We start from the raw sequence: 22,212 nt of genomic DNA, 5'->3' as shown, positions 1-22,212 counted from the left end.
ATGAACAAAAACTTTTGGGATGATTTTGGAAGAGCAGTGACCGGAGCCGCGGACACGGTGACAAAGAAAGCGGGCAAGGTGGCGGATATGGCCCGGCTGAAGAACCAGGTGTACAGCCTGGAGCGGGAGAATAAAAAGGACTTTGAGGCCATCGGAAAGATCGTCTATGAGCGGTTCGCCGCGGCAGGCAGCCTGGAAGATGCGGCACTGGATCCGCTGTGCGAGGAGATTGCCCGCAGAGAGATTCTGATAGACGAGTATCAGGGCGAAATCGACGGCATGAAGAGCGAGAACTGATGCAGAGAACAGAAAAGAGTCGGGTACAAAGGAGTACATTATGCTGGGGCGCCGCAGGAGTCGGCGCGCTGGCATTGAATCTGGCGGCCCGGCTTTTTCCGTCCATCGGGGAGTGGTATGCGGAGCAGATTTATCCTCTGTGGGTGAATACATTGGGGCGGCTTTGCGGCTGGTTCCCATTTTCGGTGACGGAAGCCGGGATTTACGTCGGGCTCCTGCTTGTCCTGTGGCTGCTGACGCAGCTCCTGAGGGGAAAGGGAAGGCCGGAGCAGCTGCCGGGGCTGTTGTTTCGGCTGGCCGTGGCTCTCTGGGTCCTGTTTGTGCTGAACGCGGGCATCAACTATCAGCGCCGGACCTTTTCAGAGCTGGCGGGCTATGAGATACAGGAGTCCACGGTGGAAGAACTGACAGCCCTGTGTGAGGATCTGATTACGGAAATCAATGGGGCTGCGGAGGAACTTGAGAAGGAGCCTGTCCGGACGGAGCGGAAAATGACGGAAACGGCGGTCCGGGCCATGCAAAGGGCAGGAGAGAGCTATCCGGCGCTGGCGGGCTATTATCCCCGTGCCAAGCGGGTCCGGAGCTGGTGGTATCTGTCCTGGCAGCAGCTCCAGGGGGAATACAGTCCCTTTACAGTGGAGGCTAACTATAACGGCCACATGCCGGAGATGGATATTCCCTCCACCGTCTGTCATGAGCTGTCCCATTTGAAGGGCTTTATGCGGGAGGACGAGGCGAACTTTATTGCCTACCTGGCCTGCAGGCAGTCGGACAGCGCCGCCTTCCGGTACAGCGGCGCACTTCTGGCCTATATTTACAGCGGCAATGCCCTTTATAAGGCGGATCCGGAGGCGTATCTTTCGTTGCGGGCTGGACTCTGTGCCCGGGCCGGGACGGATCTGGAGGAACATAACGGCTACTGGCGCTCCTTTGACGGAGCTGTAGCAAAGGCGTCGGACAGGATGAACGACGCTTATCTGAAAGCCAACGCGCAGAAGGACGGAACGGCCAGCTACGGCCGGATGGTGGATCTGCTGCTGGCATGGAAAAGACAGGGAGGCGGTCAGGATGAAGGAAGATAAGGAACTGCTGGATTTGAGAAATGAGGATGGAAGTCTGACAGGGGAGAAAAAAGAGCGGGCGTTGGTACATCGGGACGGGGATCTCCACGGAACCTCCCATGTGTGGCTGGTGCGTTACCGGAAGGAACAGGGAAGTGCGGAGGTACTGCTGCAGAAGCGGAGCGCCCGGAAGGATTCCTTTCCGGGCTGCTACGATATCTCCTCGGCGGGGCATATCCCCGCAGGCCAGAATTTCCTGGAGTCGGCGGTCCGGGAGCTGGAAGAAGAGCTGGGCATCCGGGTAAAGCCGGAGGAGCTGAAAGAGGTGTTTGTCCACAGGGGTTATGCGAAAGAAGTTTTTTATGGGAAGCCCTTTATCAATCATGAATACAGTAAGGTTTACCTCTGCGAGCGGGACCTGCGTCCGGAGGAAATGAAGCTTCAGAAGGAGGAAGTGGAGAGTGTTCTGTGGATGGATTACCGGGCGGTGCTGGACGGGATCCGGAATGCGACGCTGAAACACTGCATCTTTGAGGAGGAGTATGAGAAGCTGACGGCAGCCATTGAGGATTATTTCGCCGGAACGGGCAGACCGTTGAACTGAGCTTCCCGGCGGGAGACCTGGGCCGAAGACGCCCAGAACGATCTGCAGGACTGGATCGAGGAGCAGGGAATCTATATTCGCCAGTGAGAGACAGAAAAAGACCGGAATCGCATGATTCCGGTCTGAATAAAAAAGTCGGAGTAACAGGATTTGAACCTGCGACCTCTCGGCCCCCAGCCGAGCGCGCTACCAAACTACGCCATACTCCGATTTTATTACCAGTATTCGATTGTGCAGGTGATGTATCTCACGTGCAGATACTATTCTATGACAAAGAAAAGCATTTGTCAAGCGTTTTTTAAAAATAGAATTTTTGTGCTTGTATTTCAACGGAACCTGTGCTATAATCTAAAAGCTGTTGTATGGACAGCTTAACTGCAGGGACTTGCAGGGATAGCCCGGGATATCTTGCTGCGGAATCATCGGAACAGCATTGGCCGGGAAAGAGCGCGGGAGCAGGTCTTCCGTGCGACAGAAACCAGAAGTTCACAAAATAATTATGAAGAGGTGAAAATCATGAAGGAAGGAATCCATCCGGAGTATTATCAGGCAACCGTAACCTGCAACTGCGGCAACACATTCGTAACAGGTTCTACAAAGAAGGACATCCACGTAGAGATCTGCTCCAAGTGCCACTCATTCTACACAGGTCAGCAGAAGGCTGCGGCAGCTCGCGGACGTATTGATAAATTCAATCGTAAGTACGGTATCACAAAATAATAAGAAGCGTGAGTGCGGGGTGAGGTTGGACAATCTCACCCCGTTTTGCATACAACAGGAAATTCCGATGAAATTTTCTTTTATGGAAGTCTCTTTTATGATATGGAGGAAAAAGTACGCATGAGTACAACGAGATATTCGGGAATCGGCGGACAGGCGGTTCTGGAAGGTATCATGATGAAGAATCAGGACGTCTATTCCGTGGGAGTACGGAAGCCGGACGGAGAGATTGAAGTACATCTGAGTACCTATGAGGGCATCGGGAATAAAAAGCTGAAGCGGCTTCCCATTGTGCGGGGCGTCATCAGCTTCGTGGATTCGCTGGTGCTGGGTATGAAGTGTCTGACCTTTTCCGCAAGCTTTTACGACGAGGAGGAGGCACAGCCCTCCAAAGCAGATATTCTAGTGGATAAGCTGTTCGGAGAAAAGGCGGAGAAGGTGGTAATGGGACTGACGGTGGCCTTTTCCATCGTGATGGCTGTGGCGATCTTCATGATTCTGCCATATTTTGCGGCGGCCCTCCTGCGCCGTGTGATCGTATCGGATACACTGCTTGCCCTTATCGAGGGCGTCATCCGTTTGCTGCTGTTTATCGGATATATCCTTCTGATTTCCAGAATGAAGGATATTCAGAGAGTATTTCAGTACCACGGGGCAGAGCATAAGTGTATCAACTGCGTGGAGCACGGTCTGGAACTGAACGTGGAGAATGTACGGAACAGTTCCCGGGAACATAAGCGCTGCGGAACCAGCTTTATGCTGATTGTCATGGTAGTCAGCATTATCTTCTTTATTTTTATCCGGGTGGAATCCCCGATTCTCCGGGTGGTATTCCGTATCGCGCTGGTGCCGGTGATCGCGGGCGTATCCTTTGAGTTTATCCGTCTGGCCGGAAGAAGTGAGAATAAGCTGGTACTGGCCTTGAGCCGCCCCGGTATGTGGATGCAGGGTCTGACCACCAAGGAGCCGGACGATGATATGATCGAGGTAGCCATCGCCGCTGTGGAAGCGGTCTTTGACTGGAGAACCTGGCAGGGAAGAGAGCCTCTGGAGGCGGAAAGCACAGAGAAGACCGGAAGCGGGGACGAGGAGAACGAGGCCCAGGAGATCGAAGCGATTCTGGAGGCGGAGGAATGACGCTCCGGGAAGCGTGTCAGAAAGGCGCGGAAGTCCTGGGAAAAGCCTCTGTGCCGGAGGCAGCCCTGGACGCCTGGTATCTGCTGGAGTGGTGTACAGGCGTGAGCCGCAGCCATTATCTGGCCTATCCGGAGGAGGCACTTTCCAAAGAACAGGAATGCAGATATCTGGAGGCACTGGAAAAGCGGGCAGAGCGGATCCCCTTGCAGCAGATCACCGGAGAGCAGGAGTTTATGGGGCTTTCCTTCTATGTAAACGAGCATGTGCTGATTCCGAGACAGGACACGGAGGTGCTGGTGGAGGAGACTGCGAAATTCCTGAAAGACGGAATGAGGTTTCTGGATTTGTGTACCGGATCCGGTTGTATCCTGCTGAGCCTCCTGCATCTGAGACCGGGCGCGGAGGGCACGGGCGCGGATTTGTCCCCGGAAGCCCTGCAGGTGGCCGAAAGGAATCGGGTGCGGCTGGACGCGGAAGCAGAGCTGATTCAAAGTGATTTATTTGATAGGATAGAGGGCACTTTCGATGTGATTGTGTCCAATCCCCCTTATATTAAACGGGAAGAGATCGGGACCCTGATGGACGAGGTGCGGCTCCACGAGCCCTATATGGCTCTGGATGGTCATGAGGACGGGCTGTACTTTTACCGGAAGATCGCCGAAGAAGCGCCGGGACATCTGCGCGCTGGAGGCAGCCTTTTTCTGGAAATCGGCTGGGATCAGGGCGAGAGCGTGTCGGAGCTTCTGCGTCAGCAGGGCTTCACAGACGTAAAGGTAGTAAAGGACCTGGCGGGACTTGACCGGGTCGTGGAAGCTTTTTATAGATAAGTTTTAAATGGAGGAACAAACATGTTTGACAAGTTGGATGACCTGCTTCTGCGTTACGAGGATATCATGAACGAGCTGAACGAGCCGAACGTGGTCAGTGATCAGGAGCGTTTCCGGAAGCTGATGAAGGAGCAGAGCGATCTGCAGCCCATCGTGGATGCTTATAAGGAATACAAGAAATGTAAGGAGACTGTGGAAGAGAGTCTCATGATGCTGGAGGAAGAGAGCGATGAGGAAATGCGCGAGATGCTCAAAGAAGAGCTGAACGATGCAAAGGCCCGCATCGAGGAGTTGGAGCATACGTTGAAGATTCTGCTTCTGCCCAAGGACCCCAACGATGACAAGAACGTTATTGTGGAGATCCGCGCGGGCGCAGGCGGAGACGAGGCTGCCCTGTTCGCGGCTGAGATCTACCGGATGTATGTGCATTACGCAGAGAGCCGCCGCTGGAAGGTGGAGCTGATGGAGGCCGACGAGATCGGCATCGGCGGTATGAAGAGCGTGACCTTTATGATCAACGGCCAGGGCGCGTACTCCGTGATGAAATACGAGTCCGGCGTACACCGGGTACAGCGTGTGCCCGAGACCGAGTCCGGCGGAAGAATCCACACCTCCACCATCACGGTGGCTGTGATGCCGGAGGCTGAGGAAGTGGACGTGCAGATCGACGAGAAGGATATCCGTATCGACGTCATGCGTGCGTCCGGTAACGGCGGCCAGTGTGTCAACACCACCGACTCCGCGGTGCGTCTGACCCATTACCCCACCGGAATCGTGGTGTACAGCCAGACTGAGAAATCCCAGCTGCAGAATAAGGCGAAGGCCTTCGCTTTACTTCGTGCCAAGCTGTACGACATCGAGTGCCAGAAGGCCCACGACGCTGAGGCTGAGGCCAGAAGAAGCCAGATCGGTACCGGAGATCGTTCCGAGAAGATTCGTACCTACAATTTCCCCCAGGGCCGCGTGACAGACCACCGTATCGGCCTGACCCTGTACAAGCTGGATAAGATCATGAACGGAGACATTCAGGAGATTATCGACGCCTGCATCGCAGCCGACCAGGCAGCAAAGCTGGCGAAGATGAACGAAGAGTAAAGACAGATAACGATGGATAAAAGAAGAAAACTGGAAGGAAGAGAAGGAGTCCTGTACCTGATTCTTTTCGCGCTGGCCCTGTTTGTGCGCGTATATAAGCTGGGGATCCTTCCCTATGGCCTGCATGTGGATGAGGCGGGCATGGCGTATGACGCCTGGTCGCTGGCGAACTGGGGACTGGATCGATATTACAAATTTTATCCGGTCTATTTTCTGAATTACGGAAGCGGACAGAGCGTGCTGTACGGATATTGCTGCGCGCTTCTGATGAAGTTTTTCGAGCCGGGGATGGTACTGTACCGAATACCGGCGGTGGTATTCGGCATGCTGACCTGGTTATTTGGCAGTCTGCTGATCCGAGAAAATATAGGACGAAAGGAAGGGCTGATAGGCGCGGCTCTTCTGGCAGTCTGCCCTTTCTTTGTACTGACATCCAGAATGGGATTGGATTGTTACCTGTTTTCCGGAGCCGCTGCGGTATCCCTTTATCTTCTGACCAGGGCGATCCGGGCGGAGAAAAAGAGCCGGGTCCTGCTTCTGTACCTGCTTTCCGGCATCAGCTTTGGTATCTGTCTGTATACTTACATTCTGAGCTGGCTGGTGCTGCCGCTGTTTTTGGCCATGACATTTCTGTATCTGTTCTGGATTCACAGGACGTCTCTGCCGAAAATGATTTGTCTGGGAATTCCACTGGGAATCCTTGCAGCGCCCTTACTTCTGATGCTGGCCATCAATACCTTTGATTTGCCGGAGATCGCCACAGCGTATATTACCATTCCGAAGCTCCTCGGGTACCGGGGCGCGGAAGTGTCCTTCCGGGATGCGATCAATAATATTCCGAGCCTGGTACAGGCCTTTTTCTTTTATGATGACTGGAGATACAATTCTGTTCCCACCTGGTTTTCCATGTATCCGGTATCCGTTCCGTTTGCCATAGCCGGCATGGTTCAGGGAGGCCGGGAGACCCTGGAAGCGGTCAGAAAAAAGAAATGGTCTGTGACGGCCCTGGCCTTTTTCTGGCTGACGGCGCAGATTGGTATGGGACTTCTGATTGAACTGCCGAATGTCAATAAAATGAACGGCGTCTATTTCATCCTGGTCTATTTTACAGTGCTGGGCATCAAAAAGTGCTGGAACGGGCTGAAAAGCGCAAAGGGGAAAAGAATATTTGCCGTCTGTGTGGGCGGTCTGTATGTCTTGTTTGCAGCCGGGTTTGTGAAGTACTACTTTACGGATTACACAGAAGACACGACTCCATTGTCCCTCTTCGGCGATACCTATGCGGATATTCTGGAGGAATGGGCCCCGGTTATCGGAGACAAGCCGGTGTACGTGGACTGTGGTTACGCCTATTACGCATTGGGAGAAGGACTGTCGCCGATGGAGTTTCAGCTGGTAGAGCAGGGCGATAAAGAACGGGGACAAATCCACTTTGACGCGGATACCTCCTCCATTGATGAAGATGGATTTTATCTGCTGTTCCGGAGTGAGAGCTTTACAGAGCAGCTGTTGGAAGACGGCTTTAAGATGGAACATGCCGGAAAGTTCAAGCTCCTGTATAAATGAGGAAAGAAGCTATGAATCAGAAATCCCGCAGTCTTACCATAGACGCGACGAAGGGCGCGGCCATCCTGCTTGTGATGCTGGGCCACGTCCTGGTGTGGAATCATATGGAGGACGGAATACTCTACGATGTGATAAAAGTCATTCAAATGCCGCTGTTCATTCTGGTCAGCGGCTATTTGTGCGGAATGGGGAGAAAGATTTCGAGCCTTTCCGAGTACGGTAACAAGCTTAAAAAGCGGGCGCTGAGCTATCTGACGCCCTTCTTTTTCTGGATTATTTTGCAGCATCCCCTGCATCCGGCGGCGAATATCGTGGAAACTTTATTCGGATTGGATAAGGGGCTGTGGTTTCTGATGACCCTGTTTCTGCTGACGCTCATGGTCTATACGGCGGAGCTGGCGGGGGCGGCAGCAGGACGCCGTTTCGGCGCGTTTGGCAGAAAAATCACGTTTTGGACGGTGTACCTGGGACTGGCGGCGGTGGTTGTGCTGGAGACCCTGATGGGGGTGGAGTTCCTGAGTCCGGGACTGACCAGGCTTTACCTGCCCTTCTATCTGGCCGGTTATCTGGCCGGGGAACAGAAAGAGCGCCTGAAGGCCCTCCCGGAAATGCTGAAAAATGCGGGCGGTGCGCTGACACTCGTGGGGCTTCTCGCCATGGCGGTGTTACTGGATCTGCAGGACGTTACGACGCTTTTGCTGCTGGGACGGCAGATCATCGCTTCATTCCTGGGCTGCGCGGCGGTCTGCTGGCTGCTGACAAAATGTGGCCCGAACCGGTTTAAGAAGTTCCTGGCCTGGGTGGGAGGCTATACCCTGGAGATTTATGTGGTGCATTTTCACTTCGCCACGGTACTGAACCGGGGGCAGGTGTACGCCCGGTATTCGGCTGGCTGGTTCCTGTTCGTGATAGCGTCCTTCATGGCCATGAGCGTCATCACGGCGGTGATTATCGCAGTCACGAAGCGGATACGGCTGCTGGACTTCCTGCTTTACGGAAAATGGCCCGCGGACGGACAGTTTTTCAGTAAAAAGCAGAAATAAACGTATCGTTGATAACGGAACGAACCGTAACATAAACGGAGGGTACTATGGGATTTACTTCATTGGCCTTTCTGGTCTTTTTTCCAATGGTATGGCTGGTATATCTGCTGCTGCCCGGACGGCTCCGGGTGGTGTGGCTGCTGGCAGCCAGTTATGGATTTTTATGCTCCTTTGGGATAAAGTATCTGGCAGCGTTGATCGGATCCACGCTGGTGACCTGGGGGGCAGGGCTGGCGCTGGAGAAATTGGGGACAGGATTAAAGGCAATAGCGGAAACAGGCACGAGCTCTTCACCAAAGCAGAATAGAAACGGTCGGACAACAGGTGTTTTCACAGCTGTCGTCATATTTCACGTGGCGGCCCTCTGTTTTTTCAAATATAACCGAAGCAATATCGCCCTGCCCATCGGCATGTCTTTCTATACGTTCCAGGCCATCGGCTATCTGACGGACGTGTATCGGGGAACCGCGCAGGCCGAACACAATCTTCTGAATTTCGCCCTGTTCCAGGCCTTTTTCCCAAAGCTGGTGCAGGGACCCATCGAGCGCGGCGGCAATCTGCTTCGACAGATTCAGGACATGGACAGGCTCCCGGCGCGGGATGCGGAGCGGATCCGACGAAGCGCATTGCTGCTGCTTTGGGGCTTATGTGAAAAGCTGTTGATCGCGGATCGCATTGCCATCCCGGTCAATGCGGTATACAGCCAGTTCGGGGCCTTCGGCGGTGTGGAAATCATTCTGGCGACGGTGCTTTATGCCTTTCAGATCTACTGCGATTTCGCAGGCTACACGGATATGGCGAGAGGCATCGCCGGGATGCTGGGTTTTGATTTGCTGGCGAACTTTAAGCGACCCTACCTGGCGGATTCGGTGCAGGATTTCTGGCGCAGATGGCATCTGTCCTTAAGCAGCTGGCTTCGGGATTACGTCTATATTCCGCTGGGCGGCAGCCGGAAGGGGCGTTTTCGGAGAGCCGTCAACATCCTGATTACCTTCGGGATCAGCGGGCTCTGGCACGGAACCGGTTTTCATTTCCTGCTTTGGGGACTGCTCCATGGCATCGGACAGATTTTCGATATTAAGAAGTGGAAGCTGCCCCGGGCAGTCAAACGGATCCTGGTATTTCTGTTCATCGACGCCACCTGGATGGTGTTCCGGGTGAATTCTTTGGGCGATCTGAAGGGAATGCTGCTGGGGATTTTCACAAATTTCCATCTGCAGGATTTCGCGGGCATGCAGCTGGGACGGTTTGAGTGGATTTTGCTGATACTGGGGATTTTACTGGTGATGCTCAAGGATACGCTGAACGAGAGAGGCTTCGGGTTCCGAAACTGGATTCTGGAGCGGAATGCTGTGGCGCGGTGCTTGATTTATACGGGGCTGATTGGCGCGGTGCTGGTATTGGGCGTTTATGGCGCAGCCTATGATACCAGCGGGTTCCTGTATACGCAGTTTTAGGAAACGGCGGTTTTGCGAATGGCGCGGCCGAAGGTCCGAATCTGATTAGAAAGGAGGCTTCAGAGCCCATGAAAACAAAAACACGCCCCCTGGTGGGAGGGTCTCTTATGGCAGCGACAGTGATCATCCTGCTCTGCAGCCTTATCAGGCTCTGCAACTACCTTTTGATGGATGACAGCCAGAGCTACACGAGACTGACCATGCATGAGCTCTATGAACGGGCCGACGCAGGGGAGGAGATCGATACCCTGTTCCTGGGCAGTTCCCATTGCTACCGGGCCTATGATCCGGTCCTCTATGAAGAACTGACCGGAAAGACGGCGTACAATCTGGGTTCTTCCGCCCAGAACTACGATACCTCCTATTACCTTTTGCGGGAGGCGGCCAGCCTCTATGATTTGCAGACGGTCTATCTGGATATGCACTACAAATTCCTGTTCATGGATCCGGAGGATCGGGATCTGGTGCAGGCTAATATCATATCCGACTATATGCGTCCTTCCCTGAATAAGCTGTCTTTCCTGCTGACTACCACAGAAGCAAAGAATTATACGAATCGTTTTTTTCCTTTCCGGCGGAACTGGCAGGAGCTGGGGAATGTGGCTTATGTGAAGGAAAACCTCGCGAAGAAACAGACCGGGAGCTACCGGGAGTATGAACCGGTGACCGTGGAGTCAGACCGGTACGCGGGCCGTGGTTTTGTCTGGTCCGATGCACGGCTGGATGCCGGGGCCATTACCTGGTGGGATAATTTCGGAAAAGTAGCCGAGGATCTGGAGCTGGATACAGCCTATCCTGTCTCTTATATAGAAAGAATCGTAAACTTCTGTGAGGAAAAGGGCATCCGTCTGGTGTTCGTGACAGCGCCCAGCCTGGATCAGTATCTGGAAGCCATCGGCCCCTACGACCCGGCCCATACCTTTGTGCAGGAGCTGGCGGACCGATACGGTGCGGAATATCTGGATTTTAATCTGGCGAAGAGAGAGTATCTGGATCTGACCGCGGACGAGTACATCGACGTGGATCACCTGAACGGAGCCGGAGCAGAAAAACTGACCCGGCTGCTGGCAGAAGCGGATGGAAAGCCGATTGACGAATATTTCAACGCGTGTTATGATGATAAATACGAGTAATGTAATTTATAAGGCAGAGATTTGCCTATTTTTAGGAAAGACAGAGAAAAGGGGTCTGCAAAAGATAGAAAGTGAGGCGGCTATAAGATGAAGATTATGGCAAACCGTATGGATAGAGGCTTCTTCCGGTATCAGAAGGAGTTTGAGGACAAGGCCCTTGAGGTGCTTCGTTCCGGCTGGTATGTGCTGGGCAATGAAGTGAAGAGCTTTGAGGAAGAGTACGCGGCTTACACCGGCGGCAACTACTGTGTGGGTCTGGCCAGCGGTCTGGACGCCCTGTGGATCGCGTTCCGTCTGTTGGGAATCGGCAAGGGAGACGAGGTTATCGTCCAGGGCAATACCTACATTGCCAGTGTCATGGGCATCACCATGAACGGCGCGACCCCGGTTTTTGTGGAGCCGAACCAGTACTATAATATCGATGTATCCAAGATCGAGGAGAAGATCACCGGGCGCACCAAGGCAATTCTGGTGGTACACCTCTACGGTCAGGCATCTAATATGGCTGAAGTTAAAAAATTGACCGAAAAATATAACCTGAAGCTGGTGGAGGACTGCGCCCAGTCCCATGGAGCCTGCTTTGATGGTCAGATGACAGGAACCTTCGGAGATGTGGGCTGCTTTTCCTTCTATCCCTCCAAGAATATCGGCGCTTTCGGTGACGGCGGCGGAGTGGTGGTAAAGGACAAAGGACTGGCGGAGGATTTCCGTGTGTTCCGCAATTACGGAAGTGAGAAGCGTTATTATAATAAAGTAGTCGGAGCTAATTCCCGTCTGGATGAGCTGCAGGCAGGACTTCTTCGGGTGCGTCTGCGCCATGTGGAAGAGTGCGAGGAGGAACGCCGGAATATCGCGGCCCGCTATCTTGCGGAGATTCAGAACGACAAGCTGATTCTCCCGGAGGTACAGGAGGGAGCCACCGCCGTATGGCATCAGTTTGTGGTACGCAGCGAAAAACGTGACGAACTGAAGAAATATCTGGAAGAAAAGGAGATTGGAACGATTATCCATTATCCGATTCCGCCCCATCTGTCCGAGGCCTATCAGTATCTGGGACATAAGAAGGGCGATCTGCCGATTACCGAGCAGTTTGCTTCACAGGTGCTTTCTCTGCCCATGTACAATGGCATGACCGAGGAAGAGCAGAGCTACGTCATCGACGCAATTAATGCATTTTAAAGAAACCGGGAGAGGTAACATGAATATTAAAGATCAGTATAAAGTTCTGGAGTTTGGCGATCTGGGCGATGAGCGAGGAAAGCTGGTGGTCGTGGAAGGAGCCCGGGATATTCCCTTTGAAATCAAGCGGGTATTCTATATCTACGGTTCCGACAGCGAGGTGGTCAGAGGCCAGCATGCCAACCGGAATTCCGAGTTTGTGCTCATCAATGTGAGCGGCTCCAGCAAGGTGCGGGTGGACAATGGCTTTGAAGAGGAGGTTATCGAGCTGAACCGGCCCCGGATGGGACTCTATCTGCCTACGATGGTCTGGAAGGACATGTATGATTTCAGTGCGGATTCCGTGCTGCTGGTATTGGCAAATACCCATTACGACGGCAATGAATACATCCGCGATTACGACGAGTTTATAAAAGAAGTGGGAGGAACCCGCAGACGATGAGCAAACTTTCGATTATTGTTCCGGTGTACTGGAACTCAGATACCCTGATGCTCCTTTACGAGGATATGAAGGAGAAGATTCTCCATAAGCTGGATGACTACGAGATCGTCTTTGTGGACGACGGATCAGGAGATAATTCCTGGGAAATCATGGAACAGATCCGTGACATGGACAGTAAGGTACGTCTGGTGAAGCTGTCCCGGAACTTCGGTGAGCATTCCGCCATTCTGGCAGGTCTTTCTGTGTGTACCGGCGACTGCGCCGTGACCAAGCAGGCGGATCTGCAGGAGGATTCCGAGCTGATTCTGCAGCTGTATGAGAAATGGAAAGAGGGCAATAAGGTCGTTCTGGCTGTCCGCGCCGACCGGGATGAAGGAGCGGTTCAGAAGTTTTTCGCGAACCTGTATTACACCATTACCCGGAAACTGATTATGAAAAATATGCCCAAGGGCGGTTTCGACTGCTATCTGCTGGATCGGCAGGTCATCGAAGTGCTCCTGATGCTGGATGAGAAGAATTCAGCCCTGACCCTGCAGGTATTGTGGGTGGGCTTTAAAACGGAAAAGGTCTATTTCCACCGAAAGGCCAGAGAGATCGGCGAGTCTCGCTGGACCCTGTCCAAGAAGATCAAGCTGGTGGTGGATTCCATGATGAGTTTTTCCTATTTTCCGGTGCGCTTTATGACGGGACTGGGAGGAGTGTACGCAGTGGGGGCTGTGCTCTGGGCTGTGATTCTGATGGTGCAGCGGCTGACCGGAGTGGAAGATGTGCCCGGCTGGACCTCCATGATGGTGCTGATGCTGTTTTCCTTCGGCGTGACCATGGTGATGCTGGGAATCCTGGGAGAATATATCTGGAGAGCCTTTGACGCGGCGCGGAACCGTCCGCCCTTCCTGATAGATGAGATTCGCGGTTTTGACGAGGAAAAGAAGGAGAAGTAGGAGCAGGATATGGATAAGATTTCGATTATCGTCCCCTGTTATAACGAGCAGGAGGCCATTCCTATTTTTTATGACGCAATCAAAAAGACGGCGGCTGAGCTGCCCCAGGCGAAGCTGGAGGTGCTTTTTGTAAACGATGGCTCCAGGGACGCCAGCCTTACGGAGATGAAAAAGCTGGCGGCGGAGGATGCCTGTGTGAAGTATGTGAGTTTTTCCCGGAATTTCGGAAAGGAAGCGGCCATGTACGCGGGCCTGTCCTACGCGGACGGTGATTATGTGGCCATCATGGATGTGGATCTGCAGGATCCACCTTCGCTTTTGCCCGAGATGCACCGGATCATTACCACCGAGGATTATGACTGTGTGGCCACCCGTCGGGTGACCAGAAAGGGTGAGCCGCCCATCCGCTCTTTCTTTGCCAGACGTTTTTACGCGCTGATGCACCGGCTGTCCAAGACGGATATCGTGGACGGAGCCCGGGACTACCGGCTGATGACCAGGCAGTTTGTGGATGAGCTTCTGAGACTGGGCGAGTACAACCGCTTTTCCAAGGGCCTCTTTGGCTGGGTGGGCTTCCATACCAAATGGCTGGAATATGAGAATGTGGAGCGGAGCGCCGGAGAGACCAAGTGGTCCTTCTGGAAGCTTCTGATATACAGCATAGAGGGAATCGTGGGCTTTACCACGGCGCCCCTTGTGATGTCCGCATTCTTGGGCGTATTCTTCTGCATCGTTGCTTTTATCGCCCTTTGCTTTATCGTGATCCGCACGGTGATTTACGGCGACCCGGTATCCGGCTGGCCGTCCATGACCTGCATTATCATTTTCCTGGGAGGTATTCAGCTGTTCTGCATCGGTATCCTGGGAGAGTATCTGGCGAAGACCTATATGGAAACCAAGCACAGACCGATCTTTATCTGCAAAGAGACAAATGTGGAGCGTCAGGAGAAGCATGAAAGATAAAAAGAAGTTTTTGTGGCTCATTCCTGTGGCAATGATACTGGGACTGGTGATCTGGAATCTGACGCTGCAGGCGGAGCTGAAAAAGTATAAACCCCAGGTGGAGGCCTATCTTCCCGAGGACGTGTATGTGGCGGTGGGAAGCACCGTGGAGCTCTACGACGACGAGGTGGTCTGGTCAGGGCTGCGGGACGGCTATGCCTGCAACTGGGACTGTGCCGTGGGCGAGAACCTGGAGAACCGGTTTTCCGTTACGGGCAAGGAAGAGCAGGTGGGCGATTATCCCCTGACTCTGACGGTATATGATTATAATGTGAATGAAGTGCTGACCCTGAAAAGCACGCTCCATGTGGTGGAGAAGCTGGAAGGGGAATATTCGGTGCTGAATATCGGCGACAGTCTTTCCAACGGACGGGAATGGTATCGGACCATATACCATCTGTCCGGAGATCAGATCAGCTTTACAGGAACAAGAGGATGGACCAGATACGGTCATGAGGGGCGCAGCGGATTCTCGGCTCAGGATTATCTGGAGCCGACGGAGTATTATGCTGACGGAACGAATGAGGGGGTTCATCCTTTTTATGATCCGGTTCAGAAAATGTTCGACTGGAAGTACTATAAGCTGTTCACCGGTATCGACCCGGACGCCGTACAGATTTTCCTGGGAACCAACGGCCTCAAGGACGATCCCTCCGACACGGTGAATGCCATTGCCCGGATGGTGGACAATATCCGCCGTCATGACAAGGAGATTCCCATTTATCTGGTGAATACCATTTACTGGGGCGATCAGGAGAAGATCGGAACCATGGTAAAGCAGGACGGCACTGCTTTTCTCCCCGGAGAATTCAAGAACCGTTCGGATAAGCGTATCATGGATCTGATGCAGGCCATGGCGAAGAAGTTCCGGGATCAGAAAAACGTGGTGCTGATTCCCCTGGGACTCATGCACAACAGCGACGCGAACTTCGAGGAGGGCGACGCCCTGCATCCGGGAGCGGCGGGCTATGATCAGTTCGCGACGGTGATGTACAGTGTATACTGCGGAACGCTGGGAGAGATGCTGAAGTAAATCAGAATCCATACGGGTGTCTGGAAATCACAGATCTGAAATGGAGATTTCATAGGAGAACGATATGACTGCAGTAAAAAGAATAACCGACAGAGTGGGTAAGATATATAAATTTCTGCTCCGGATTCTGGAAAAGTATTATATTGTATTCTTTGTGGCAGGTGCGCTTGTGCTTGCCTTTTTTTGCTTCCGCTGTCTGGGTGTGAAGTACGTGGATTCCTGGGATGAGGCACGCCACGGGGTCAATGCCTACGAAATGATTCAGAACGGCGATTATATCCAGCATACCTACAATTATCAGGTGGACGACTGGAATCTGAAGCCCTCCATGAGCTACTGGGGCATTCTGCTGGGCTTCCGGCTCTTCGGATATACGGTGTTTGGGCTCCGTTTTACTTCGGCGCTGGCCTATCTGCTGACCGGCATCGCCTGCGCCCTGTTCGCGAAGCACTGCAGCAAAGAGGCTTCGATTCTGGTGCTGTTTTTTTTCTGCGCCAATGAGCGGCCCCTGTCGGCCCACCTGGCCAGGGCCGGAGATGCGGATGCTCTGTATCTTCTGTTCTTTACGCTGGCCATGCTGGCCATGCTTTCCGTGAAGAAGAACCATAAAAATGTATATGTCTGCGGCCTGATGTTCTCCCTGGCTTTCCTGACCAAGAGTTGGCACGCGGGGATGATTATGGCCATCGGCGGCATCTATCTGCTGGCGACCGGGGAAATGCTGCGATTCACAAAGAAGGAATGGGGCGGCTTCCTGTTGTCCGTATTTGCGCCCCTGATTCTCTGGTTTGGCTGGCGCTTTACCAAGGACGGTTTCTTTTTCCTGAAACAGATGGTGGAGGTGGATCTGCTGGCCCGCACCGGAAGTGCGAATTTTGAGGGGCATCAGTTTCCCTTCCGCTTCTACTACGATATGGTCTTCGGGGCAGAGGGCTTTATCTATCGCTGGCAGATGCTGATCTGCGTGGTGGGGCTTCTGGGCGAACTGCTGTATTTGTGGAAAAGGAAGGAATGGAACCGGACTCTGCTGGAGCAGGGCGGAGGCATCCTGCTGTGGTTCCTGTTGCCCTTCCTGGGCTTCTCAGCCATCGGGACGAAGCTTATCTGGTACTGCTACCCCTGCACGGTGCCCCTGGCGCTGGGAACAGCGGCGATCCTAGGGTGGCTGATCCGACTGCCGCTGGCAGAAGTGCAGAAGGCAGGAGAACAGGGAACGTCGGCAGAGGCGATCCTGGCTGCGGCCGAACCGGCCAGTCAGGTGGAAAAGAAGAACGCGCAGGGTGGAAAAACCAGTGATATCCGTACTCTTGTGGGGATATCTGCCGCCGTGGTCAGCGTGGTACTGGTGGGCGTCTACATGAAGAATGCCTACTTCCATGTGATCCGTGAGGCCCACGGCGATCCTTTCCAGATCTTCATTCAGGAGAGCGTCAGCCGGGATGCCGCTTACGCAGGCGAAAAAGCTTACATCTATGTCCCCGGCGAGGACCCGGAAACCATCGGAACCTGGGATCAGAATATGCTGTTTCTGGCGGAGATCAGTGGAGACTTCCACTGTAAGGACGGAGGAATCGAAGAATTCCGGAAAGAGACAGGGCAGGCGGTACTCTATGTGGACCGGCTGGACTACGAGGAAAATCAGGAGCAGTTGCGGGGGGCGGAGGTGCTCTATGAGAATGCGGGGTATCTGTTGCTGGGAAAGTGAGCAGCTTTAGGGACGGTTGGTGCCGAAAAAACATCTTCCACGTTGCCCCATCGAGGGACTCCTTAGGAAGATGCTTTTCCAGCCCCAGCCTGACGGCGAGAAGAAGCCAGCTGCCTAACGCAGTCTCTTTCGACTGAGAACCGTGACCCCGACAGCCAGTGCCATCAGCCCCACACAAAGCACCAGATACTGCTTCAGGCTAAAGTAGGTGGTCACCCGATACTCATACACTGCGAAAGCCAGATCTCCTCTGGGCTGGGTCTCGCCCGCCACAGTCAGTTCCCCGCCGGAATAGAGATCCCAGTTTCCGGTATTATAGGAGAGAAATTCCAGACTGTTTTCATCTTCGATGTACCCCGGCCAGATCTCCAGGGTATAAGAAGTCCTGCCATTCGGCACGATCTCATCCAATACAAATTCATAGAGGGCGCTTTTCGTCACCATACCTGACAGAAACCGGTCATTGTCATAGACCACCGTACCCTGATCGTCCGTGAGCCGTACGCAGAAGGCCGACTGGTTGTAGGGCCCCACCGTATTGATGGCCCGAATGGAAATCCGGTTAAAAGGCTTGTCCGTGGTAAAGGTCTGGACATAGCTCTGATCATAGGAAGTGACGTAACCGTCATAACCGCCCGCATACTGATACTGGTCGATGGCGTAGTCCCAGGCCTCGATGGGCGTGTCTACCAGTTCTTTCTTTGTGAAGACCAGAAGCAGAGCCAGCAGCACCGTACCTGCGGCGGGCGCAAGCCAGAGCCTGGAAGTGCCGGAGGATGAATGTGCGGTCGTTGATACAGAAACCCCGGAAGCCGGGATAGCAGATACGTTTGCTGCAAGAGCATCTGCAAATCCCGCAATTCCCTCCGCCAGCAGCATCAGGCAGAGATAAGTAAAGCCGATGCTGTACAGGGGATTCGTCTCCCAGAGGAGATGAAAGGCCATGCTGCCAAGCAACGTGAGCTGCACCAGAAAGAATCGTGGGGCTCTTTTCTTTTTCCGGAGTGCCACAAGGGCGAAGAGCGCCCCCAGTCCGATCACCAGCATCTGCAGAGTCCGGAAGGCCTGGGTATAGATGAGAAGCAGGCCGCTCTTGTTTCCGATGAGGCAGTCGTAAAGCTTTCCATAGGAGGCGTAGCTGTCCTCGGCCTGGTAGCTGTCGGTGCCGTCCACCCAGGTATTCAGAAGCTTCCGGCCGGAGAGGGTGACGAGACCCAGGGAACCGGCTTCCTTGATACGCTCTTTCAATACCTTGAGATCGGCAGTCGTTTTCTCTTCTTTGGTCTCGAAGCTCACCGTATAGTTTTCATCGTTCTGGTCAAAGGAGCCGTCCCAGCGGGCGCTCATCATGACCCAGTGGATGGCCGGAAAACCGGTATTCTTATAATCGAAATCCACGTAAGTATTCACGGCTGCAGAGAAGAAGCCCAGAGACAGGGCGGCAGTCAGCATAAAGGCGAGGCAGGGAACGGCCAGAGTACGGACAGTTCTGCTGATAAGCTTAGCTAGCCCTTCCGCCCGCCTGCGCCAGAGCAGCAGCGCGCCGTCGATACACAGGGCGATGAGAGCGATGGCAGCCGTAGCCCGCAGTTTGAAGCCGAAGACGGTGACCAGGCCCAGCAAAGCAAAAGGTATAGTTAAGGATAAAAGATTTGCCTTTGGACGGGAGAGTGTCTTCCGAATCCGGATTCCCAGATACAGAATCCCCATCAGAAAAGGCATGGAACAGTTGGCCGTATAAAAATATCCCGCCCAAACGTATGACAGGGGGCACAGCGCGCAGACCCCGAGAAAGAAGACAGCCTCCGTCCGGCCTTTCACTTCCTTCAGGATCAGGTATCCCAGCCATACAGAGCCCAGGATGCACACCACATTCACCAGCTGCACTGCCACCTGAAAACCGCTTTCCGGTACGCCGACGCCCTGGAGGAGCCGGAGAAACCAGTAGGTCAGGATAGTCAACGGGTAATTATTCGTGTAACGGGCGAAATAGCCGGTTTCGTAGGTTCCGGAGATGGTGTGGGTCCGCAGCATCTCGATGGCCATATCGAAGATTTTCAGCGGGTCGTAGCGGAGCTGTGGCCGGATCACCATGAGAAAGCCCAACTGCCCCAGGGCCAGTACCAGAAAGAGAATCAGTCCCAGCCGTTTCTGATTTTTCTCAGACAGCCCTTTCACCAGACGGTACAGCAGCACCAGGGCAGCGCAGAGCAGCAGCCCGAAGGCCAGGATAAACAAAGCCTGCACAGGCGCGTGGTTTAGATTCCGCAGAAAGGAAGCGTCCCAGCGGAAGAAAGCAAAGACGCTGATATAGAGGCTGAATAAAGCCAGCAGAAACAAAGAAAGTGTATACATAAAAACCTCCGGTCTGAAATCATTTTTGAAACACATACTTATTTAAATAGAATAGCGCAAAAGCGCGGAGGGGTCAACCGGTTTGGAGGAGGATCCGGTGGCGTGTGGTTCACAAAGCCCTGCGTATATGATATGATGGGGAAAATACAAGAGAACAGGAGCAGACACACATGCCGACACCCCGCATCTACCTGGCCCCCATGGAGGGCGTCACCACTTTTGTCTACCGTAATGCCCATGCCGCCGTCTACGGCCCTCTGGACAAATATTTTACCCCCTTCCTGGAGCCCCATGAGAAGCGAAGCATGAAAACCAAGGAGCGCAACGAGGTTCTTCCGGAGCATAACCAGGGGCTTGACCTGGTGCCGCAGATTCTGACAAATCATGCCGAGGGGTTTCTGGAGCTGGCAGAGACCCTGCAGGACATGGGCTATGGGGAACTGAATCTGAATCTGGGCTGCCCATCCAAAACCGTCGTGACCCGGGGCAAGGGCTCCGGCTTTCTGGCCTCACCCGGGGAGCTGGACCGGTTTTTTGACCGGGTATACAAAGGCCTGCCCGGAGAAATGAAGCTGTCGGTGAAGACCCGCATCGGTATGGAAGCAGACGAAGAGTTTGCGGAGCTTCTGGCCATCTACAACCGGTATCCGCTGGAAGAACTGATTATCCATCCGCGGCTGCAAAAGGATTATTATAAGAACAGCCCACGCAGAGAGGCCTTCCGTTATGCCCTGAGGGAGAGCAAAGCGCCCCTCTGCTATAACGGCGACCTGTTTACGGAAAAACAGATCGCGGAGTTTGAAGCGGAGTTCCCACAGGAGGAATGCCTGATGCTGGGCCGGGGCGTTATCCTGAACCCGGGGCTTCCGACGGTATTGCGGGGTGAAGCAGACGGCCGGGAGGAAAGCGTCCGGCGGGAAAAGTTCCGGGAGTTCCATCAGCGGGTGGTGGACGGTTACCGTGCCCTGGACATCGGCGAACGGAACGTGCTGTTTAAGGTGAAGGAGCTCTGGTTCTACCAGATCCATCTTTTTGAGCACGCAGAAAAATACGGCAAGAAGATCAAAAAAGCCCAGAACCTGGAGACTTACCAGGAATGTGTCCGGGAGCTGTTATCCTGCTGTCGGATCGCCCCGCCGGGCAGCCTGGGAAAATAAACCTTGTGTATTTCCATGATTTTGATATAATAAAGGCAAAGTATCAGTCAGTGGGGGCAGTGTGCCCATTTACACGTAAACGGGCTTCCCGTCTGCATCGCTGACAGTAAAAGGAGTAGAATATGGGAAAGTATTTTGGAACCGACGGCTTTCGCGGGGAGGCCAATGTAAAACTGACCGTAGAACACGCATTTAAGGTAGGAAGATACCTGGGATGGTATTATGGAAGAGATCACAAGGCAAAGATCGTGATCGGTAAAGATACAAGAAGAAGCAGCTATATGTTTGAGTACGCCCTGGCGGCAGGTATCACAGCCTCCGGCGCGGACGCTTATCTGTTACATGTGACCACGACCCCCAGCGTATCCTATGTGGTACGCACCGAGGGCTTTGACTGCGGCATTATGATTTCCGCCAGCCATAACCCGTTTTACGATAACGGAATCAAGGTCATCAACGGCCAGGGCCATAAGCTGGAGGCCGAGGTGGAGGAGAAGATCGAGGCCTATATCGACGGTAAGACCGAGGAACGTCCTCTGGCCACCAGAGAGAACATCGGAAGAACCATCGACTTCGCAGCAGGACGGAACCGTTATATCGGGTATCTGATTTCCCTGCCGACCCGTTCTTTCAAGAACATCCGGGTGGGGCTGGACTGCTCCAACGGAAGCTCTTCCGCCATTGCGAAAAGCGTATTTGACGCTCTGGGAGCGAAGACCTATGTGATTAATAACGAGCCTGACGGCACGAATATCAATACCAACTGCGGCTCCACCCATATCGAGGTGCTTCAGAAGTTTGTGAAGGAGCAGGGACTGGACGTGGGCTTTGCCTATGACGGAGACGCAGACCGCTGCATTGCTGTGGATGAGAACGGCGAAGTGGTGGACGGCGACAGGATTCTCTATGTGTGTGGTAAGTACATGATGGAGCAGGGCGCTTTAAAGGATAATACCATTGTCACCACCGTCATGTCCAATCTGGGCCTGTACAAGGCCTGCGATCAGGTGGGTATGCGTTATGAGAAGACCGCCGTGGGGGATAAATACGTTTATGAGAATATGGTGAAAAACGGCTATCAGCTGGGCGGAGAGCAGTCCGGACACATCATTTTCAGCAAGCACGCCACCACAGGAGACGGTATCCTGACCTCTCTGAAGATCATGGAGGTCATGCTGGAGAAGAAAGCCTCTCTGGGTACCCTGGCAGGAGAAGTGAAGATTTATCCCCAGCTTCTGCAGAATCTGCGGGTACAGGATATGGACGCGACTCTGAACCATCCGGATGTGCAGAAGGCCATCAAAGAGGTGGAGGAGCGTCTGGGAACCGAGGGTCGTGTTCTGGTGAGAAAGAGCGGAACTGAGCCGCTGCTCCGTGTGATGGTGGAGGCTCTGACCGATGAGCTTTGCGAGGAGAGCGTACTGCATATCATCAATGCGATGAAAAGCGTATAAATAA

Annotated in this window: 20 protein-coding genes and 1 tRNA gene; 19 read left to right on the top strand and 2 right to left on the bottom strand. The window is 53.7% G+C overall.

Annotated elements, in window-relative coordinates:
• From H8S44_RS11515 to H8S44_RS11505, 3 genes are read left to right on the top strand one after another with little or no spacing between them, the layout of a single operon-like run.
• Positions 1–297: a hypothetical protein gene (locus H8S44_RS11515; RefSeq protein ID WP_186872371.1), complete on the top strand. Its 297-nt coding sequence runs from the start codon at positions 1–3 to the stop codon at positions 295–297.
• Entirely contained in the window at positions 297–1,379 is a 1,083-nt protein-coding gene (locus H8S44_RS11510; RefSeq protein WP_186872372.1) for a DUF3810 domain-containing protein, read from the top strand. The genes H8S44_RS11515 and H8S44_RS11510 overlap by 1 nt, the downstream gene beginning before the upstream one ends.
• Positions 1,366–1,962: an NUDIX hydrolase gene (locus tag H8S44_RS11505; protein ID WP_186872373.1), complete on the top strand. Its 597-nt coding sequence runs from the start codon at positions 1,366–1,368 to the stop codon at positions 1,960–1,962. Before H8S44_RS11510 ends, H8S44_RS11505 begins: the two co-directional genes overlap by 14 nt.
• A gap of 135 nt (positions 1,963–2,097) precedes the next feature.
• Here H8S44_RS11505 and H8S44_RS11500 read toward each other — a convergent pair.
• A tRNA-Pro gene (locus H8S44_RS11500) sits at positions 2,098–2,171 on the bottom strand.
• A gap of 307 nt (positions 2,172–2,478) precedes the next feature.
• On the opposite strand from H8S44_RS11500, the gene rpmE reads away from it, so the two are divergent.
• The 14 genes from rpmE to H8S44_RS11430 all read left to right on the top strand — a co-directional run bounded on the left by rpmE (position 2,479) and on the right by H8S44_RS11430 (position 17,242).
• Positions 2,479–2,682, top strand: coding sequence for a 50S ribosomal protein L31 (gene rpmE, locus H8S44_RS11495; protein WP_178038777.1), 204 nt, complete (start codon positions 2,479–2,481; stop codon positions 2,680–2,682).
• 102 nt (positions 2,683–2,784) lie between these two features.
• Entirely contained in the window at positions 2,785–3,819 is a 1,035-nt protein-coding gene (locus H8S44_RS11490; RefSeq protein ID WP_186872374.1) for a DUF1385 domain-containing protein, read from the top strand.
• Positions 3,816–4,646 (top strand): peptide chain release factor N(5)-glutamine methyltransferase, encoded by an 831-nt coding sequence (gene prmC / locus H8S44_RS11485; RefSeq protein ID WP_186872375.1) that lies wholly within the window; start codon positions 3,816–3,818, stop codon positions 4,644–4,646. The genes H8S44_RS11490 and prmC overlap by 4 nt, the downstream gene beginning before the upstream one ends.
• Before the next feature lie 21 nt (positions 4,647–4,667).
• On the top strand, positions 4,668–5,741 hold the full coding sequence (prfA, locus tag H8S44_RS11480; protein WP_186872376.1) for a peptide chain release factor 1: 1,074 nt from the start codon (positions 4,668–4,670) through the stop codon (positions 5,739–5,741).
• A 12-nt stretch (positions 5,742–5,753) separates the two neighbouring features.
• Positions 5,754–7,307 (top strand): ArnT family glycosyltransferase, encoded by a 1,554-nt coding sequence (locus H8S44_RS11475; protein WP_186872377.1) that lies wholly within the window; start codon positions 5,754–5,756, stop codon positions 7,305–7,307.
• 11 nt (positions 7,308–7,318) lie between these two features.
• Complete coding sequence (locus H8S44_RS11470) at positions 7,319–8,350, top strand: acyltransferase family protein (protein ID WP_186872378.1); 1,032 nt, start codon at positions 7,319–7,321, stop codon at positions 8,348–8,350.
• 47 nt (positions 8,351–8,397) lie between these two features.
• Positions 8,398–9,807, top strand: coding sequence for an MBOAT family O-acyltransferase (locus tag H8S44_RS11465; RefSeq protein ID WP_186872379.1), 1,410 nt, complete (start codon positions 8,398–8,400; stop codon positions 9,805–9,807).
• 68 nt (positions 9,808–9,875) lie between these two features.
• Complete coding sequence (locus H8S44_RS11460) at positions 9,876–10,940, top strand: SGNH/GDSL hydrolase family protein (RefSeq protein ID WP_186872380.1); 1,065 nt, start codon at positions 9,876–9,878, stop codon at positions 10,938–10,940.
• Between the two features lie 87 nt (positions 10,941–11,027).
• Positions 11,028–12,119, top strand: coding sequence for a DegT/DnrJ/EryC1/StrS family aminotransferase (locus H8S44_RS11455; protein ID WP_186872381.1), 1,092 nt, complete (start codon positions 11,028–11,030; stop codon positions 12,117–12,119).
• A gap of 19 nt (positions 12,120–12,138) precedes the next feature.
• The gene (locus H8S44_RS11450) at positions 12,139–12,561 is read left to right on the top strand and encodes a sugar 3,4-ketoisomerase (RefSeq protein WP_186872382.1); all 423 of its coding nucleotides are present in this window, start codon (positions 12,139–12,141) and stop codon (positions 12,559–12,561) included.
• On the top strand, positions 12,558–13,502 hold the full coding sequence (locus tag H8S44_RS11445; protein WP_186872383.1) for a glycosyltransferase family 2 protein: 945 nt from the start codon (positions 12,558–12,560) through the stop codon (positions 13,500–13,502). Before H8S44_RS11450 ends, H8S44_RS11445 begins: the two co-directional genes overlap by 4 nt.
• 9 nt (positions 13,503–13,511) lie before the next feature.
• Positions 13,512–14,465, top strand: a complete 954-nt coding sequence (locus tag H8S44_RS11440) for a glycosyltransferase family 2 protein (RefSeq protein WP_186872384.1) — start codon at positions 13,512–13,514, stop codon at positions 14,463–14,465.
• Positions 14,455–15,537, top strand: a complete 1,083-nt coding sequence (locus tag H8S44_RS11435; protein ID WP_186872385.1) for an SGNH/GDSL hydrolase family protein — start codon at positions 14,455–14,457, stop codon at positions 15,535–15,537. The genes H8S44_RS11440 and H8S44_RS11435 overlap by 11 nt, the downstream gene beginning before the upstream one ends.
• A 64-nt stretch (positions 15,538–15,601) precedes the next feature.
• Positions 15,602–17,242: an ArnT family glycosyltransferase gene (locus H8S44_RS11430; protein ID WP_186872386.1), complete on the top strand. Its 1,641-nt coding sequence runs from the start codon at positions 15,602–15,604 to the stop codon at positions 17,240–17,242.
• 114 nt (positions 17,243–17,356) lie between these two features.
• On the opposite strand, the gene H8S44_RS11425 is transcribed toward H8S44_RS11430, so the two are convergent.
• Positions 17,357–19,597: a glycosyltransferase family protein gene (locus H8S44_RS11425; RefSeq protein ID WP_186872387.1), complete on the bottom strand. Its 2,241-nt coding sequence runs from the start codon at positions 19,595–19,597 to the stop codon at positions 17,357–17,359.
• Positions 19,598–19,767: 170 nt separating this feature from the next.
• Here H8S44_RS11425 and H8S44_RS11420 point away from each other — a divergent pair, with 170 nt between their 5' ends.
• Entirely contained in the window at positions 19,768–20,754 is a 987-nt protein-coding gene (locus H8S44_RS11420) for a tRNA dihydrouridine synthase (RefSeq protein WP_186872388.1), read from the top strand.
• Positions 20,755–20,876: 122 nt separating this feature from the next.
• Positions 20,877–22,208 (top strand): phosphoglucosamine mutase, encoded by a 1,332-nt coding sequence (glmM, locus tag H8S44_RS11415; protein WP_186872389.1) that lies wholly within the window; start codon positions 20,877–20,879, stop codon positions 22,206–22,208.
• Positions 22,209–22,212 lie beyond the last annotated feature (4 nt).

The organism is Anaerosacchariphilus hominis (assembly GCF_014290175.1).
Lineage (GTDB): Bacteria > Bacillota > Clostridia > Lachnospirales > Lachnospiraceae > Laedolimicola > Laedolimicola hominis.
The sequence above is the reverse complement of the archived record's forward strand: the minus strand, read 5'-3'. Positions and strand labels throughout refer to the sequence as shown.

Coding starts and splice junctions, on each gene's coding strand:
- H8S44_RS11515 (WP_186872371.1), top strand. CDS start 1: ATGAACAAAAACTTTTGGGATGATTTTGGAAGAGCAGTGACCGGAGCC.
- H8S44_RS11510 (WP_186872372.1), top strand. CDS start 297: ATGCAGAGAACAGAAAAGAGTCGGGTACAAAGGAGTACATTATGCTGG.
- H8S44_RS11505 (WP_186872373.1), top strand. CDS start 1,366: ATGAAGGAAGATAAGGAACTGCTGGATTTGAGAAATGAGGATGGAAGT.
- rpmE (WP_178038777.1), top strand. CDS start 2,479: ATGAAGGAAGGAATCCATCCGGAGTATTATCAGGCAACCGTAACCTGC.
- H8S44_RS11490 (WP_186872374.1), top strand. CDS start 2,785: ATGGAGGAAAAAGTACGCATGAGTACAACGAGATATTCGGGAATCGGC.
- prmC (WP_186872375.1), top strand. CDS start 3,816: ATGACGCTCCGGGAAGCGTGTCAGAAAGGCGCGGAAGTCCTGGGAAAA.
- prfA (WP_186872376.1), top strand. CDS start 4,668: ATGTTTGACAAGTTGGATGACCTGCTTCTGCGTTACGAGGATATCATG.
- H8S44_RS11475 (WP_186872377.1), top strand. CDS start 5,754: ATGGATAAAAGAAGAAAACTGGAAGGAAGAGAAGGAGTCCTGTACCTG.
- H8S44_RS11470 (WP_186872378.1), top strand. CDS start 7,319: ATGAATCAGAAATCCCGCAGTCTTACCATAGACGCGACGAAGGGCGCG.
- H8S44_RS11465 (WP_186872379.1), top strand. CDS start 8,398: ATGGGATTTACTTCATTGGCCTTTCTGGTCTTTTTTCCAATGGTATGG.
- H8S44_RS11460 (WP_186872380.1), top strand. CDS start 9,876: ATGAAAACAAAAACACGCCCCCTGGTGGGAGGGTCTCTTATGGCAGCG.
- H8S44_RS11455 (WP_186872381.1), top strand. CDS start 11,028: ATGAAGATTATGGCAAACCGTATGGATAGAGGCTTCTTCCGGTATCAG.
- H8S44_RS11450 (WP_186872382.1), top strand. CDS start 12,139: ATGAATATTAAAGATCAGTATAAAGTTCTGGAGTTTGGCGATCTGGGC.
- H8S44_RS11445 (WP_186872383.1), top strand. CDS start 12,558: ATGAGCAAACTTTCGATTATTGTTCCGGTGTACTGGAACTCAGATACC.
- H8S44_RS11440 (WP_186872384.1), top strand. CDS start 13,512: ATGGATAAGATTTCGATTATCGTCCCCTGTTATAACGAGCAGGAGGCC.
- H8S44_RS11435 (WP_186872385.1), top strand. CDS start 14,455: ATGAAAGATAAAAAGAAGTTTTTGTGGCTCATTCCTGTGGCAATGATA.
- H8S44_RS11430 (WP_186872386.1), top strand. CDS start 15,602: ATGACTGCAGTAAAAAGAATAACCGACAGAGTGGGTAAGATATATAAA.
- H8S44_RS11425 (WP_186872387.1), bottom strand. CDS start 19,597: ATGTATACACTTTCTTTGTTTCTGCTGGCTTTATTCAGCCTCTATATC.
- H8S44_RS11420 (WP_186872388.1), top strand. CDS start 19,768: ATGCCGACACCCCGCATCTACCTGGCCCCCATGGAGGGCGTCACCACT.
- glmM (WP_186872389.1), top strand. CDS start 20,877: ATGGGAAAGTATTTTGGAACCGACGGCTTTCGCGGGGAGGCCAATGTA.